Here is a 14,974-nt window from a genome sequence, read left to right as displayed (position 1 = left end):
AGACAAATTGATATCGTCCAGGCACCACAAAAAGAAACGGCCCAATTGGGCCGTTTCCATGCTGTTTATTTTTAGCCTTTTCCAGATCAAACAGCTTGTTGGCAGTGTTCCTGATAGACCTTCTGCCACTTTGCATGCTCGGCTTTATCGCCTCTGGCCTGCCAAAACTCCCTGATGCTCTCGGCCAGGGCGGCAGACATGGCGTGGTCGCCATCGCGGCGACTCACCAAGTACTCAGCCAACCAGCTTTGATACTGCCTCATGCCGCTTGATCCTTTTCGCTCGCTTCAATCGCTTCGATCCCTCTGGGTAGAAAAAAATGATGGGAGCTAATCATGGTTTCAGACTGGTCTTTAATTTTTACCTGTTCGGTGGGGGAAGCGGTAAAAGCGGTCGAGCTGACAAAGTCATGCATAAAGTAGGCAAAAAAGATGCCCACCTCTTCAGGGAAGGTATGTTGAGACGGATAAAGAAACGTCTTCGCCATTTTGAGTGCATTGCTGCCTTGTGCGTAGGCGACATAACCATTGGGGTTGGTTACCGCTCGTTCGACATATTTCGCTTCATCACGCACGAATTCAAGCCATCCCCAGCGATCTTTAAGCCATGACCGGTCTTCCGAACTGGGGGTTTCCATCCTTTCCTTATAGTCAGCATATTGCCTGCCAAGCCACCAGGCGTAAATTTGCTGGTGACGTTCGAACGCTTGGCGTGATGGCTTGTTACTTCCCACCTTTTGCATATATTTTCGGCTATAAAAACGCACCGATTTCCCAGCAAGATTGTCATTCATTACAAAATATTCTGCGACTAATGGGTCTATTTCCTGAAGGGTATTGAAATTTGGAAAGGGTACTTCCCCACTACGAGCGGCGTTATACATCTGATGCAGGGCAACCCGGCACAACTCGGCACTGGGGCGCTGTTCATTGGGCAGCAAGCCGCCTGTAATATCTTCGCTTACCCCCGGCAGCAACTCCTCCCGCCAAGTGGATTTCAACGGCCCGAGCGGTACCAGAGGGCGGTAGACACGCCGCTCGTGGGCCGCCACCAAATGGAGCGCCTTTTTCACGGCAGGGTGCAGCGCCTTGTCAAAGTCGATCACCTTACCCCCACCTATCCACTCTAGGGGCCCCGCAATGGGGCGGGCCAACAGCCCGGCCAGGCTGAATGCATCGGCCATGGTATCGCCAGAGTCGAGTGAGCTGCGTCGGGTGCAGTCAAACAGGCCCACAAAGGTGATTTCCACCTTGGCCCCCTCATAGCGATACTCATCCCCCTCCTTGGTGCAGACCTCTTCCAGCAGCTCATCGATAAAGCGTCGGGCCAGAATGCCACCCAGATCGGCGCCAAATACCGAGACCTGGATCAGCTTGATAGGCAGTTGGCTTTCAGCCTTCAGAGAGGAGAATTGCTTTTTAAAGCTGCTTTTGGCGCCATCAACCCGAGCGTCAACCCCGGTCATAAACTGCTCCATCACCATGGGGTGGTCACGGAGCGCCGGTAGTGCTTCCAGGGTCACCTTCTTGGCAATACCCTGGGCGGTATCTGTGATAACGGCCTTGGCCGCCTTGATGCTGAAGAGGTCTTTCAGATTGTGTGACAGGGTATCAAACCAATCCTTTTTATTGGCGTCATATAGCGCATCGACTGCTGCCTCTTTGGCTTGACCGCTGGTGCTATCCAGGGTGTCATCGAGCAAGGCCTTTTGCTGGCTGTCCATCACACTATGCAGACGGTCGGCCGTTTGATCTTCATAGGGAGTGCCTAGCCCAGAGATATAAATAGCTGAATAAAGATAGGAGGAGTCCAAGTCCATCGACTCTTGTATCGGATGAGCCCGAAACAGGCGAGAGACATTGGTCAAACGGTGCGTATCGCTGTCCTGATTGATATTGCGGCGCATACCATCAAAGAAGAAACCGACTTGCCATGCCAGGGAACAGGTGCCAATACCGGCTTGGTGAAGACTTCTCTCCCGCGCCGCCCGGCATTTCATATCATGCAAATCGACCATCATTGCTTCCTCGTCTGGTAAGTAGCGATCACATCCTTAAACGCCCCAGGCTTAGGTGACCAACGCACCTTGACTTCATTATTGGGCATGATCAGGGTGTAAAAATATTCGTCACCCTGTTTGCGCTCTGGCATCGGCAGCGTTACTTTGTGTTTTTCAGGACGATAGCCCAGCTCGTCATACTGAGTTTTGGTCATACTCAACATCCATTCGATCGTGACTGTCTTGCCCGATATATCATAGGGCCCTGCTATTTTACCTCCTGCATTTAAACCATCGAAGGCAAAAGCATTTCCTCCCATATTGCCATTGACGTAGTGGTAGGTAATGGGGCGATCCATTAAATTATTGAGAACCAGAAAGGCCCCGCCAAAGTTTTCTTTAATGGCAAATGCCCATACCAGATAAGCAACAAACAACACACCAGCCAGCCAGCGCCCCCAGCGGGGCAACAAGTCCCAGGCAGCATTAAACATCCGGATAGAAAACGAATTACGCATTCAAACATCCTCTAAAACAGCGGTTCTTAATTCTTCCAATGCTGGACTACCTCCTTCCAGCCAGGTAAGTCCCCATATCAAGCGATCGGAGGAAGGGGCTCCAGCATCATCTGCTTTCTTTAAGGCTTTCACGGCCATATCGGTACGGATACAGGCAGGGAATTGTGGGAAGCGTACACTGCCTTGCCACATGGTGAGCAACCTTGGTACCTCGGGATCCCCCATCAAGGCTACCTGCAACTCATCAGTGAGGGTAATCACTCGTAACTCAGCTGGCTTGGCTTCAATAGAGTAATGCTCCCACTGACCATCACACTGGTAACACCACCAGTTACTCAGGCCGCCAAACAGAGACGCATGCCAAGGCGAGTCTCGCTGAGCCAGCATAACGGGTAAGGCTAATGAGGTATAAAAACGCAGTAGTTGACTATGACGCTCTTTGGGCTCTACAACCATGCACCCCATGGCAAGCTGCTGCTGGAGTTCTTCCAGTGAACGCTGACTATGGATCAATCCTTGTACCACTCCTTGCTCAATCATCTGCTCAAGCAAAGGGGTGGATGCTTGTTGGCAGTGCCAAAGCCAGGGGCCTAGATTAATCAGTTCAAATACATCCGGGTGGAGCAGCAACGGGCGTAAGAGACCGCTCTGGTTGGCTATCAATGTTTCTCGCAATTCACCTTTAAGCTCTGCGCCTTCAAACAGCACATAACAGGCATCTTCGGACCACAATTTCTCAGGTAGCATCATTATTCCCCCTGTACGACAGCATCACCCTGCCTCATTGCTCGCAGCATGCAAGGGATACAAACGGGTTTCTCCATTGGCGGCAACGTCTTTAGCAAGGCTTCTGCACTCGCCTGCGTTGGAGTCATAGGGACGATAGTGACGTGCTCAGGAGAAGGTTCAGTCGCGACAGCTTTCGGCAACGAGGGGGCCTGTCCGCCCCAGTCCGTGCCATTACCTGGACTGCCGCCCGAGTTCATCTTGATGGTGGGGCCAACCAAGGTGACGCCGCTGGGATCCACCTTGACGAAGCTGCCGCCTACTTTGAGCGTGATCTCTGCACCCGCTTCTAGTACCACCTTTTGGCCTGATTTGAAGTGAATTTCCTGGCCCGCTTCCACCAGTAGCGCCTGCGCAATTTTCTGATGCAGGGAGGCATCGACGGTCAGCGAGTAATCAGCTTTGATATGGTCGCGCTTCTCGCCATCAACGCTCAGGTGGTCATTGGCCTTAATTCGGGTGATACGATCAAAGTCGATGTCGTTATGTTCGTCATGTTTGATATGCCACGTCGTATCATTCTCGATGAGCAGGTTCAGGTCTTTCTGACCGTGGATATAGATCTCTTCCTGACCGGCCTGGTCTTCGAAGCGCAGCTCGTTGAAGCCCTCCCCCTGATGGGTTTCGGTGCGCAGCACGGTGCGGGTCTTGTTGGCGGGCAACTCGTAGGGTGGCTTGTTGGTGGCGTGAAAGGTGCGGCCGGTGATGATGGGCTGGTCAGGGTCACCTTCCAAAAAGCTCACGATGACTTCGTGGCCGATACGGGGGATAGCCATCATGCCGTATTGACCACCGGCCCAGCCTTGGGACACCCGTACCCAACATGAACTCTGGTCGTTGCTCGCGCCATACCTGTCCCACGGGAATTGCAGTTTCACCCGGCCATGCTCGTCGCAGTAAATCTCCTCCCCGTCTGGGCCCACCACGAAAGCGATTTGCGGGCCATCCACCATCGGCTTGTGCAGTATCGCCGGGCGCCAGGTCTGCTGGGCCTTCACGACCGAAAATGCATTGGTGATGGTGGTAGCGCCATCACCCCCTTCCTCTTCCAGGGCTTGCGGCTGTTTGCCTTCGTGGCTGACGCTGACCACTTGCCAGTCAATATTCAGCGCCACATTGGGATGCTCACTCAAGGAGAAACGCTGACCGGGCAAGAGGGCGGCGCAGTTGGACTGGCCCGTGCTGATGGCGGCGTCATTGCGCAACGCATCGAGCCGGTACCCAGTGAAGGCCTTGCCGCTGCCGTCCTGCTTGAAGCGACCCGGATAATCGAAATGTTGGTAAGTATCTCGTTGATGAGCGAGGGCGCTGCCTACTGCTTGGTGGGAGAGGCTGTAGGCCGGGGTCTGGAAGTGGTAATCCTTAAGCTCAACGGCGGCAGGGCGCACCGATTCGCGGTAGCTGAACTGGCGAATATAGGCGCCTTGTTCCAAGGAGCGATTGCCGAGATTGAAGAACAGCGCGGGGCCTTGCAGCAGCACGGCGGCATCGTCGGCAAAGACGATGCGATGCTTGCCCTGCTCGAACTCAAAGAAGTAGAAAATGCCCTCTTCGGCAGCGAGGCGGTTGACGAAATCGAGGTCGCTCTCCCGGTACTGCACGCAGTACTCGCGCTGGGCGTGTTCATTTTTCAGCGCAAAGGCGTAATCGGTGATGCCGTGCTCTTGCAGCAGAATGCTGAGGATTTCATCAGGCTTTTGAGCCTGGAAGATGCGGGCGTTGCGGCGAAGGCCAAGGCGCCACAAGGCAGGACGCACCACCAACTGGTAGCGGGTGCGGCGAAAACCGCTGTCCCCTTGCATGAATTCCCCCACCACGCCGCACACCCGGCGCTGCAACTCGCCGTGGTACCACACCAACAATTCGCAAGGCTGCTCCAGCACATCAGCGAAGGCGACATCAGATTGTGGGCTGGCAACCTCAATCAGCAACGCAAAGGGGGCACTTAGCGATTCATTGAGCTTGAAAGAGGCGACGACGAAGGTGGTCTCGGGCAGTGCCCCCACCTTGACGGTGAATTGTAATCCGGTGTGATGAGCCATTTAAATTATCCCTTTATGCTTTGTCATGGTGCCTAGCCACATGGCATCCGCGCCATCATAGCACCATGACAAAACACAAAAGCCCGACCCGAAGGTCGGGAAAACGCACAGATTTCAAGCAGAAATCCAGTTGTGCCCCAGGGTATGGAGCAAGGAAAACATACTCTAACCCAAGCGAGGTTTAGGCCTCGATGGGGGCACGCCAGTCGTCAGCACCAGAGGTACCGGCAACGGTGTGCTCCCAGTCGATTTTGCGGTAGGCCAGGGAGACCTGGATAAGCTGGGTGAAGTCGGATTTTGCCGGGTCTTGGCAGTGCGGCATCTGGCAGTCGATGTCGACGATGGTGGCGTCGGTCAGCACGGTAGAGAAGAAGTGCTCCTGCTTGCCTTCCACGGAAGTGCGATACCACTTCAGAGTCACGGTCGGCAGCATCTCGCCGGAGGCCAGGGAGTTGTACATCAGCGGTACGGCTTTGTTCAGGGCGACGGTGAACTTGAACGGCTTGTGGACACGCTGGCCAGCAGGCTGACCGGATTGCGGGTCGGTCGGCACGGTAACGACGTGCTGGAACTCTTGTACCAGCATCTCATCTTCGTGACCTTGTACGAAGATGTTGCCGACGGAATCGGAGGTGAAGGCACCGGCAGTGATGTTGCCCTGGGTTTTACCTTCAATGCTGATATAACACGGTGTTGGCATGGTAATGCTCCTGATTGGATTGGTTTAATGAGATAACTCTCCACCGACCACAGGCACAGTGCATGCCATAATTAAAATTGCTTTATTATCAGTTGATTATGGTCCAATTCAACCACAAGGGCACGCCGTCGCGCAAAATATTGCGCCAAACAGGTCATGCCATTGCAATTGGTTGCGTGGTTAGGGAATGACACTGTAAATGAAGCGATATATTGCACTGAGTAGCATAATTGACTGAGGAGATCTGCTGAAATATTGATTTTTTCTCCTTCTGATGGCCATCTGCGTGGCTTCCTCCCTGGGCGTCGGGGCCACCATATTCACTTCAGCCATAGCCCCTGTGCTTCCCTATAAACGATACGACCTCATCATCCTGTTTTTGGGGCGCCTGGGACTCTTGGTATCTTCGGTAGTCTCGGGTTCAGCTTGGAGTTTCATGAAACATTGCGAGATGAACAGGTAATCAAAGGCGTCAACGATGGGTCTGAGCTTCTCTTGCTCACGCTTCAATGCTTCGTCCGCATGGGGCGGTGCTGGCATGTTCGCACTGAAAAAATAGAGCCCGTGGTTCTGGCTGTTAATATCGGGTAAGAGGGGGCAGAGAAAGGCGGTGCTGGTGATAACTAGATCTGTACAGACGGGCTGTCTTGGGCGTCAGCAGCATAATCATTGGGATTGGTTACTGCTCGACCTCATCATCCTTCTTGTATCATTCAGCATTGTATCTTTCTTCACTCAATCCCCCCAACATCACTGGCTACAACCGAAGTGTCGATAGCCATCGGCAATGTCTTTCGTGCGTTTTTTTGCCAAGTAGGCAATCCTCATTAAAAAATTGAGGTAGCTCTCTGAATGCACAGTAGCTGAACGCCTATCCATTGCATACACCGCATTTTGGGGAAAGTGAACCAAGTTTGTATAGTCTGGGTAATGAAGGCCCAATGCGCTGCACCAGGCCTTCTGGATCCGTGTCGCCATGTTATTCGCATCTGGGTCGCGGTAATCACCCAAGAAGGCATATTCGTCTTTATTGAACAACAAGACGAGGTGGTAGTGCGGGTAATCGCCTCTGTCCTGCTCTCGTACCCACACATACTCAAACAGTGCTGGTTCACCACGTCGTCCCTTGCGCTGATGCTCTCCCCGTAACTGGCTCTTCAGTGATTCAATGAAACGAGTGATCGCCTGGGGATCGGTCCGTTGAAAGCAGGTAGGCAAGTCGGGATCACCTCCCCATCTTTCCTGTGCAAAGCGCAGATCAACGCGTATGGCGCAGACTCTGGAGAACTTCGCAAGGGAGGAGTAAACGACATCTAAACTTCGCATTAGATAGCGTGGTGATATGAGACCGTAGCGCTCCTCTGCATTTTTACGTAGGCAATAAGCCTCAACCGTATTAAGTTGATAGCCCTGTGGTTTCATTTCTTTCATCATATACCCTGTGGTAATGACATAGGCATTGCTATATCAGCTAAGTAGCATTAAATATCACCCAACATTTCATGTTAGTTATAAACAATGTTGTCTATTGCCATTTGATTAGTATTTATTAGCATTCATGGATATTTAAATGGATATTCATTTGGTAACGGGTTGATATGGTGATCGCTATAGTGGTATATAACATATACAGAGCAATTAATGCGCTGCAAACATAATAAAACCGATGGGGCAACCGCTTAAAAAGAAATAAATAAACATGCTGAAGGAATCGAGTTTACTCTGAAGTTAACGCCCGAATTGACTTGGGGTCGATAGCCGTATTATTATCAGTCTCACATATTTAGTGCGGCCAATCATGCTGAACACAATTCGCCCTCTGTTCGCCAACTCATCCAGTGCACCGTTCAGCTCACGTCTGCCCCTCAACTTATTAGGGCCATACTTCAAAATATAATTTTTTGGGATCCAGCCATTTTGCCAGAAAGTCTCTTTTTCATTAAGCCATTTTTCCAGCAGATCAGCATTGAGCTCTTCTTCAGTCACTGTGCTGGCCTTCATTAGCGCCATGAAGTGGTCTAAATACCAATTCGCTACACCAATTGCAGCATGCATTATGTTGTTAGGTATTTCTTTAGCCTCCGAGTCATAGAAACCCGCAAAAACCGCAGCTATCCGAGAGACCTGCTCCATGTGCTTCGAGGCATAGTCGCGAAACGCCTCAAGCGGTTGCCCTGACGCACTTAGGGACTCAATTAGGTTATATTCCTCATGCCAGCGGATACTCGCGTCATCTGATAATTGAAGACAAACCCTCTCCTGTTGATTTTCTCTGCACGCCATGGCGCGCTCTAACCGATCCCGAACGCGTTGATGAAACCAGTCTAATGCGTTTTGCATCGACAGAGCAGGTGCTTGTCTATCATGATGGCTATACCGATAACCGATGGTTGATGGCGGACTACAAAGCAAGTAACGGGCAAGGAAGCCTGACTGGCGAGCCTGTGCACCTCGAGCCTTCAAGTAGTCCTCAAACAAGCCTGGCTGAACCATCAGCATGCAGCCCAATCGGGCATCTTCAACTCGAAAACTGTCACTCGACGCGCGATCGACAACGATAGATTGGCCAGACCACAATGAGTTAAGCAATGATCCCTCACGCAGCAGTTCGCCCTGCAACACACCGCCCGCTTCATCTGAGAGCAGACACAAAGAGGGCCATCCCATACCGAGAGCCTTCTTCACCGCAGCTGTCGTCGCATCGTTGATAAACAGGCGTTTGCAAATGGGCGCGACCGGCTTAGTACGATGACACTCTTCTAAGGCGCTAATCTCATCAGCGCTATCACAGCCCCCAGAAATGGCTTTTTGCAGCGCCTTCTCCAAGGCTCGACACTCTACCTTCCACACTGACATTGCAAGGTTGTATTGCTGCCTATCACACTGAAATGTTGCTTCCAGAGACTTCTCAAGCTCACGAGCGGGTTTCATGAGCAGCTTGTCCACTGTCGATTTACGGTCCCCACTCTGGGCAAGCACCATCTGAAACAGCGATATTGGGTGACGCAGCCCAGCTTTGGGGGAAACATCAAACAGGTCTTGGCACGACAGCGCCATCACACCTATTACCGATGAGGCAATCAAGCCTATCGGCGCTTGTGTCTGATAGTGGATAGCCTCAATCACCTGTTGGAGATCCCAACCAAGCAGATGGACTGGGAATTCGGCAATCTGGGGGAGTTGTGTTGTGTTCATTTTGATTACTCCCCTGAGATAGGGCTTGGGCTCAGAGAGTAGATCCACTCAAGCACAGACGAGAGGAGCCAGCCGATGGCGGATGAAGAACCCAACTTCACGGGCCGAGGAAACTGCGGGTCATAGAACTTTGACTTCGGGTTCAAGCGGTTATAAATGCTTGACCGACTCATGCCGACGAGGTGAACAAGCTCCGGCATGCGGATGACGCGGGTCACCGCCTTGGTGATCACTGGGGTAGCCACTGGTTTATTGGAACTCATCATCTGTACATCTCCTTTCATTTTGGGTGTAAAGATGATGATGCGGGTCAGCCAAGATAGGAACATTGAACTAGGAAAAGTAGATTAATGTTGACTTTTCATAAAAAGTTAGAATTAAAAAATGAATGTACAACATAAAATGCATTATCCCAAAAATGTCTCATGGGATGCAGAAGGGCGCCGATAGAGGGCTAATATATTCGCCATCTCAAGGAGTCTATCATGGCAAAAAAGCAACGAGTTACATTAGAAAACTATCAAACCCTACTGACTCATGTAGCGGACCGATTTGTGGATTTCTATGTCATCTATAATGTGGCGCGAAAATATGTTCCACACAAAATAGCCCAATTAAAACAGCTGAATGACCGGTTCAAAAAAGCATGGGAACGATTAGAGTTAACCGAAGATGACGTAAACAGTTTGCATATTACCTCTGAAGTATGGGACCGTTTTCAGTCTAACTTCTCGTACGACAGAATATTAAACCCTTACTTATTGACGCCATATGAAAGCATAAAGCATACAAGGGCAGATGGTGTTATCGGAGATATGTATAAGGACTCAATCGTATCGATGGAGTTTGAGTTTATTAGGCGGGACTTTTATCATCTTTACTGGATACGTGCAGCCGATATAATACAGGCCCCCTCGCCAGCGCAGTTTCATAAAAAAATAGAAGAAGCGCTGCGCTATTTATCAAAAATAAAAGGGATGCACCCCAACAGTAAATGGGAGAATCTTCCCATTGATGTGTCAATTTCTCCATCGCCTAACAATGCGTCCAGTAAGACTGACCTGTGTCACTCTTTATTATTCTATCCAGAAAGGCTGAGGCCTGGTGTCTTCTATTGTTATACCGACATTAAAGAGCTACAACCCAATGGGACATTAGCTATAACTTGTCATTTTAATGCAAGCAAGGATGATATCCGGGATGCGTTTGACGAGTATCCATATCACTTTGAAAAATTCAGAAACTATTTTCACACTGATCACAGTGACTTCACTGAGATCCCTGAGATTGAAAAGTTAAGGCCACTGATAGAAAAATCAGTACGGAACAATAAACATATCACCCAGTTCAATAGCATTGAGAATACGATTATTGCATTAATTGTCTGGGAGATGGTTCACTTGGAAGATAAAGAACTGCTAACGGCGATAAATGACGCTGTGCCAGTGCATTTTGATAGTAACAAGAAATCCCAAATAAAGAAAAAGTTAGAAGAAATAACGGGCACCATTGAGAAGTGGAAAGCGTATTATGATGACATGAATGAACATGGTCTTGTTTTAGACATACCTAATAATCGTCACTTCTAAGAGGTTAGGGATCGCAGGGGGGAGGGCAGTCGGTAAAAATTCCCCCTGAAGCCCCTATACTTCTGCTACTTTCGCTACATGTAGCGAAAGTAGCAGAAGTAGCAACCAGAACAACCGCATAATTGACCATAAGGGGGGGAGAAAACGTACCTGTAGATATCCACAGTTGGATTCAGGATTATCCATATCAAATAAACTTCAAACCTACATCACCTCCATGAGTTAGCAGGTTATTGCTTGCTTTCATTTCACCTGGAGGATAGATGACACACCTGTACAGACTCGAGTATCACCCGCCACACCCCTTGTTAAGGTCTCGCCCATTTCCACATGGCAGGATGACTTCGTATTTTAAATGCACTATGCCCCCTCCCAGAATTCATATCGAGCACTGGTATTGAGTCAATAGCTCAGGCCCTTTTGACACGCATGCAATAAGCACCATTTTCAAGCCAATAGGGTTGGTTTGAGGCTTTTGGCTGGTGTCGTCATTGTACCCTGCCCTATTGACCAGGAGGAGACCATGGCACTGGTGGGTTATGCACGAGTGAGCACCGTAGGACAGAGCCTGGATACCCAACTTCACGCGCTGGCCGAGTGCAGCAAGATATATCAGGAGAAAATCAGTGGCGCCAAGGATGATCGGCCCCAACTTGCCTTGTTGCTGGATTTTGTGCGTGAAGGTGATGTGGTAATGGTCACCAAGTTAGATCGCCTGGCACGTAATACGCGCCACTTATTGGAAATCTCGGAGTATCTGCAACACAAGCAGGTCGCGCTGAAAATAGTCAATCTGGGTATCGATACGCAAACCCCAACCGGCAAGTTGATGCTGACCATGATAGGTGCCATTGCCACCTTTGAGCGGGAGTTAATGTTGGAGCGACAAGCGGAGGGGATTGAGTTAGCCAAGCAACGTGGGGTCTATAAGGGCCGCAAACCCACGGCGATGGCAAAGCGGGATGACGTATTTATCCTACTGGATAAAGGATTGGCCAAAGCCGAAATTGCCAGGCAGACAGGTATTAGCCTCTCCAGCGTGCAACGCATCATCAGAGCTACATAAAGACCAACGTGTTAATAAAAATCAATTTCTGAAGGGAGATACCATGAAAACATCAATCACACTGTTAGCTGCCACATTCTTGTGCAGTAGTTGTGCCGCCGTGCAACCGCACTGGCAACAGACTGATGGAAGTTTGGATCAAACGCGATATTACGTGGATGTCAACGAACGGGCCGATTTTCGCATTGTCTGCTCCAATCAGCGCATTAGCATGTCATTTTCTGATAAATATGGTGCCGTTCGCCTGACTGCCATCGTGATGGATGGCCAGCGTTTCGAGGACTATGACTTCTTCAGCATTCAGCTTAGAGATAAAGGAGACATCGACAAGTTTCAGCCGCTGTGGGAGACATTGCGCAGCGCCAAGCGCATTACGGTCATCGCAGACACAACCCCGCAAAAATCATTTGAACTGCCAACCTCAAATCTCGCCAAGATGTTACCCGCCGATGTCACCCAGTGTGATGGACAGCAGCGATAACCCTCATCTTGCCAGAATTCCCCTTTAATACCGATTCGCCAACTGAGCTGATAGTGCAAGCCAGTTGCGGAGCCGATTACTTTTTCAACCGACATGGAGCATCTAATGAAACGTTATCTTGTTATTGCCGCCGCGCTGTTCTTTCTCATCACCCTCAATCTCATCTGGACTGGCAAGGCCCCGCACCTGGGGTTTTGGGGCTATGTCTGCACCTTGGTGTTTGGCACCTTGTTCACCGCTGGCGGCATGATGTTGGGCGAGCTGTTTCGCCGCTTTGCCAAGCCCGACATCATCGTCGTTGACGGCTCACAGAGCCTGTTTGGTCAGAAGTTGTTCTGGCTGGCCGGACCGCAAGCCATTGGCGCGCTGGGTGGTTTCATTGCCTTCCAGGGTTTTATGAAGAATGTGCTGGGTTATCTGGTCTAAGCGAGGGAAGAGAGATGCAAAAGGGACGCGTTTATTGCCTGTTGGGTGCACTGATATTCGGAGCCATGATGCCAACAGCCCCTGCCATGGCTTATGGCGAAGCCGGGCGCTGGAGCTCAGGCTGGGGTCAGGGCACCACCGAGTATGTCGCCGTAGTGGATGAGCAGAATCAGCTCTATATCGCCTGCAATGACATCCGCAAAGTGAGCATGACCGCAATGGTCAGCGGCAAGGGATATGGCGATGCGGGTTCGCCCGGCTTTGCCATCATCGTTGATGGCCAGCGCTTTGATGAGCCTTATGAAACCGAGTCTCGGGTCGGGGAGAATAACTTCTTCTCTCTGTGGGACAAGATGCGCAGCGCCAAGACCATTGCGATAGCGACGGCAGATGGGCAGGAGCTCGCTCTGCCGACCCTGGAGGCGGCCACGGTCCTGCCTGCCACTCAGAGTACTGACTTCGGCTGTTTGGCCTGGGACAAGGACACCACTGAGTCACCGGTACCGGCGCCAGCATCGGTTCCTGCCCCAGAGCCTGCCCCCACACAGTTATCTGCTGCCATTTCTCCCGCCACGTTCAGCGTCCGCTGGTACTTCCAGGAATGGGCTCCCAGGCAATATTTTAAGAAATTGGAAATCGTCTCTCACAGCAACAATATCACTCTGCGCAATGCCATCCTTAATCGTGGTAATTGCCCCTTGCTACCTGCGCACGAGCTACCGATGCCCCTGGGCTTTGGTCAGGCACACACGCTCCCCTTCTCTAAGCGCTGCAACTTGTTAGAAGTGCAATTGTTCACTGACCAAGGAACCGTGACGTATCAGTTCGACCCGCAATCTTAATCTCAACCCAACCCCCAACCAGCCGGAGCCCAGTGCTCCGGCTTTTTTATACCAGATGGAGAACCCCATGCCACCTTGTATCCCGCCCGGCAGAGCCCCCTTCAACCACCCCGGTTTTTGGCGCACGCTCTGGGCCAGTGCCAAACGCGCCGGTCGGCCGCTCATCGAAGCCAGTCTGCTGCTCTACTACGTCAGCCAGAAAGAGCACTTACCGCTGTGGGTCAGGGTGCTGATAAGCAGCGCTTTGCTCTATCTCATCGCCCCCATCGATGCCATCCCTGACCTGCTGCCTATGGGGCTTGGCGATGATATTGCCGTGCTGAGTGCAGCCCTCGCCAGCGTCGCGGCTTATATCGATGACGGCATCCGCACCCAGGTTGCCAATACGCTACGCGACCTGTTCGGCCTGGATTAAGTCAATTTCTTGAAGGAGAACACTATGTCTATTCCCTTTTACCGGGGCGGGTTTGCCCTGCCTGTCGCTCAGGCTTTGCGGGTATTGCTGAGCGAGGAGGTGGCAAGGCGGGCCCTCGATCTGATGCGGTTAACCGAACTGACCTTCCACTTCACGCACAAAACCCGTGACTCGGGTCATAGTGCCGGAGGCGTGGGAGGCGGTGCCGGACAAGGCGAGAAGCCCTGCGAGCCCGTGCATCCCTCACTCCTCGCCCAGGCACGGAGCAAGCTCCGGGACCTGGGTCATAGTGACGGAGCAGACGAAATCTACCCCGTCGAGATACGGCTGATCCGGGGTCTCGATGGCTGGCTGTTCGATTACATCACCGACTTTAACCTGGGCCCGGATGCCGAGCGCTATACAGAGACGGATTTCAACTTCCTGGACGATGAGCACTATCGACAAGGGTGGGGCCCCATGCAACGTTCTGAAGCCCATATGCTGTTCGAGCAGTGGCAGAGCGACTTGATCGCCCACTGCCGGTTGGATTGCTTCACCGTCATCGTCAGTGGGAATTAAAAGGGGGAGGTCGCTTACCCTAAGAGGAGGTTCAAGATGTTTAAACAACCGATAGCCGTTGAGCTTGAAGCCATCAATCGGGATGGTGAAACGCAGGTGGTGCGGGGCAGTGGCCTGACCGTGCAGGGCTACAGCGTCTATCTGCGGGCGGTAGAGGCTAACGGGCTGGTCCTGGCTACCTGGATTGCGGACAGCGATACCATAGGGCCCGCCTACCAGCTGGCGGAACGGCTAAGTATTTCGCTGGCTATCCCACTCACTGTGCAGGTGCCCGAAAGGCTGATGCCGATGGATAATGGACCCATAGCGATTCAAGCATAGGTCGCCACCATGATCGCCTGAACTACCCTTGAG

At 51.5% G+C, this 14,974-nt stretch carries 17 protein-coding genes; 8 read left to right on the top strand and 9 right to left on the bottom strand.

The window, feature by feature from the left end; all coding sequences use genetic code 11:
* Positions 1-86 precede the first annotated feature (86 nt).
* From BN1130_RS22590 to BN1130_RS04670, 9 genes are all read right to left on the bottom strand, one after another.
* Positions 87-263, bottom strand: a complete 177-nt coding sequence (locus BN1130_RS22590) for a hypothetical protein (RefSeq protein ID WP_198135233.1) — start codon at positions 261-263, stop codon at positions 87-89.
* A complete protein-coding gene (locus BN1130_RS04710; RefSeq protein WP_232301928.1) occupies positions 260-2,020 on the bottom strand; it encodes a phospholipase effector Tle1 domain-containing protein in 1,761 nt (586 codons plus the stop codon). The genes BN1130_RS22590 and BN1130_RS04710 overlap by 4 nt, the downstream gene beginning before the upstream one ends.
* Positions 2,017-2,517 carry a membrane protein gene (locus tag BN1130_RS04705; RefSeq protein WP_042040622.1) on the bottom strand — a complete coding sequence of 167 codons (501 nt, stop codon included), beginning with the start codon at positions 2,515-2,517 and terminating at the stop codon, positions 2,017-2,019. The genes BN1130_RS04710 and BN1130_RS04705 overlap by 4 nt, the downstream gene beginning before the upstream one ends.
* Entirely contained in the window at positions 2,518-3,267 is a 750-nt protein-coding gene (locus BN1130_RS04700; protein ID WP_052448196.1) for a DUF4123 domain-containing protein, read from the bottom strand.
* Entirely contained in the window at positions 3,267-5,345 is a 2,079-nt protein-coding gene (locus BN1130_RS04695) for a type VI secretion system Vgr family protein (RefSeq protein ID WP_042040621.1), read from the bottom strand. The genes BN1130_RS04700 and BN1130_RS04695 overlap by 1 nt, the downstream gene beginning before the upstream one ends.
* Positions 5,346-5,526: 181 nt before the next feature.
* Positions 5,527-6,045, bottom strand: coding sequence for a type VI secretion system effector Hcp1 (gene hcp1 / locus BN1130_RS04690; RefSeq protein ID WP_042040620.1), 519 nt, complete (start codon positions 6,043-6,045; stop codon positions 5,527-5,529).
* Positions 6,046-6,795: 750 nt separating this feature from the next.
* Positions 6,796-7,476, bottom strand: a complete 681-nt coding sequence (locus BN1130_RS04680; RefSeq protein ID WP_198135232.1) for an inovirus Gp2 family protein — start codon at positions 7,474-7,476, stop codon at positions 6,796-6,798.
* 297 nt (positions 7,477-7,773) lie between these two features.
* Positions 7,774-9,240, bottom strand: coding sequence for a YfjI family protein (locus BN1130_RS04675; protein WP_042040618.1), 1,467 nt, complete (start codon positions 9,238-9,240; stop codon positions 7,774-7,776).
* Between the two features lie 5 nt (positions 9,241-9,245).
* Complete coding sequence (locus BN1130_RS04670) at positions 9,246-9,506, bottom strand: helix-turn-helix transcriptional regulator (RefSeq protein ID WP_232301927.1); 261 nt, start codon at positions 9,504-9,506, stop codon at positions 9,246-9,248.
* Between the two features lie 219 nt (positions 9,507-9,725).
* On the opposite strand from BN1130_RS04670, the gene BN1130_RS04665 reads away from it, so the two are divergent.
* From BN1130_RS04665 to BN1130_RS04630, 8 genes are all read left to right on the top strand, one after another.
* A complete protein-coding gene (locus BN1130_RS04665; RefSeq protein ID WP_042040616.1) occupies positions 9,726-10,829 on the top strand; it encodes a hypothetical protein in 1,104 nt (367 codons plus the stop codon).
* 523 nt (positions 10,830-11,352) lie between these two features.
* Positions 11,353-11,895: a recombinase family protein gene (locus BN1130_RS04660; RefSeq protein ID WP_042040615.1), complete on the top strand. Its 543-nt coding sequence runs from the start codon at positions 11,353-11,355 to the stop codon at positions 11,893-11,895.
* 43 nt (positions 11,896-11,938) lie between these two features.
* Positions 11,939-12,376, top strand: coding sequence for a YfjT/YkfB family phage-associated protein (locus BN1130_RS04655; RefSeq protein WP_157013902.1), 438 nt, complete (start codon positions 11,939-11,941; stop codon positions 12,374-12,376).
* 105 nt (positions 12,377-12,481) lie between these two features.
* Positions 12,482-12,802: a hypothetical protein gene (locus BN1130_RS04650; protein ID WP_042040613.1), complete on the top strand. Its 321-nt coding sequence runs from the start codon at positions 12,482-12,484 to the stop codon at positions 12,800-12,802.
* A 14-nt stretch (positions 12,803-12,816) separates the two neighbouring features.
* Complete coding sequence (locus BN1130_RS22825; RefSeq protein WP_232301926.1) at positions 12,817-13,644, top strand: YfjT/YkfB family phage-associated protein; 828 nt, start codon at positions 12,817-12,819, stop codon at positions 13,642-13,644.
* 67 nt (positions 13,645-13,711) lie between these two features.
* Positions 13,712-14,059 (top strand): YkvA family protein, encoded by a 348-nt coding sequence (locus tag BN1130_RS04640; RefSeq protein WP_042040612.1) that lies wholly within the window; start codon positions 13,712-13,714, stop codon positions 14,057-14,059.
* Between the two features lie 24 nt (positions 14,060-14,083).
* Positions 14,084-14,620 carry a DUF2787 family protein gene (locus tag BN1130_RS04635; protein WP_042040611.1) on the top strand — a complete coding sequence of 179 codons (537 nt, stop codon included), beginning with the start codon at positions 14,084-14,086 and terminating at the stop codon, positions 14,618-14,620.
* Between the two features lie 36 nt (positions 14,621-14,656).
* Positions 14,657-14,941, top strand: coding sequence for a hypothetical protein (locus BN1130_RS04630; protein ID WP_042040610.1), 285 nt, complete (start codon positions 14,657-14,659; stop codon positions 14,939-14,941).
* Positions 14,942-14,974 lie beyond the last annotated feature (33 nt).

Origin of the sequence: Aeromonas rivuli (genome assembly GCF_000820045.1) — a bacterium.
Taxonomy (GTDB): domain Bacteria; phylum Pseudomonadota; class Gammaproteobacteria; order Enterobacterales; family Aeromonadaceae; genus Aeromonas; species Aeromonas rivuli.
The sequence above is the reverse complement of the archived record's forward strand: the minus strand, read 5'-3'. Positions and strand labels throughout refer to the sequence as shown.

Coding starts and splice junctions, on each gene's coding strand:
- BN1130_RS22590 (WP_198135233.1), bottom strand. CDS start 263: ATGAGGCAGTATCAAAGCTGGTTGGCTGAGTACTTGGTGAGTCGCCGC.
- BN1130_RS04710 (WP_232301928.1), bottom strand. CDS start 2,020: ATGATGGTCGATTTGCATGATATGAAATGCCGGGCGGCGCGGGAGAGA.
- BN1130_RS04705 (WP_042040622.1), bottom strand. CDS start 2,517: ATGCGTAATTCGTTTTCTATCCGGATGTTTAATGCTGCCTGGGACTTG.
- BN1130_RS04700 (WP_052448196.1), bottom strand. CDS start 3,267: ATGATGCTACCTGAGAAATTGTGGTCCGAAGATGCCTGTTATGTGCTG.
- BN1130_RS04695 (WP_042040621.1), bottom strand. CDS start 5,345: ATGGCTCATCACACCGGATTACAATTCACCGTCAAGGTGGGGGCACTG.
- hcp1 (WP_042040620.1), bottom strand. CDS start 6,045: ATGCCAACACCGTGTTATATCAGCATTGAAGGTAAAACCCAGGGCAAC.
- BN1130_RS04680 (WP_198135232.1), bottom strand. CDS start 7,476: ATGAAAGAAATGAAACCACAGGGCTATCAACTTAATACGGTTGAGGCT.
- BN1130_RS04675 (WP_042040618.1), bottom strand. CDS start 9,240: ATGAACACAACACAACTCCCCCAGATTGCCGAATTCCCAGTCCATCTG.
- BN1130_RS04670 (WP_232301927.1), bottom strand. CDS start 9,506: ATGATGAGTTCCAATAAACCAGTGGCTACCCCAGTGATCACCAAGGCG.
- BN1130_RS04665 (WP_042040616.1), top strand. CDS start 9,726: ATGGCAAAAAAGCAACGAGTTACATTAGAAAACTATCAAACCCTACTG.
- BN1130_RS04660 (WP_042040615.1), top strand. CDS start 11,353: ATGGCACTGGTGGGTTATGCACGAGTGAGCACCGTAGGACAGAGCCTG.
- BN1130_RS04655 (WP_157013902.1), top strand. CDS start 11,939: ATGAAAACATCAATCACACTGTTAGCTGCCACATTCTTGTGCAGTAGT.
- BN1130_RS04650 (WP_042040613.1), top strand. CDS start 12,482: ATGAAACGTTATCTTGTTATTGCCGCCGCGCTGTTCTTTCTCATCACC.
- BN1130_RS22825 (WP_232301926.1), top strand. CDS start 12,817: ATGCAAAAGGGACGCGTTTATTGCCTGTTGGGTGCACTGATATTCGGA.
- BN1130_RS04640 (WP_042040612.1), top strand. CDS start 13,712: ATGCCACCTTGTATCCCGCCCGGCAGAGCCCCCTTCAACCACCCCGGT.
- BN1130_RS04635 (WP_042040611.1), top strand. CDS start 14,084: ATGTCTATTCCCTTTTACCGGGGCGGGTTTGCCCTGCCTGTCGCTCAG.
- BN1130_RS04630 (WP_042040610.1), top strand. CDS start 14,657: ATGTTTAAACAACCGATAGCCGTTGAGCTTGAAGCCATCAATCGGGAT.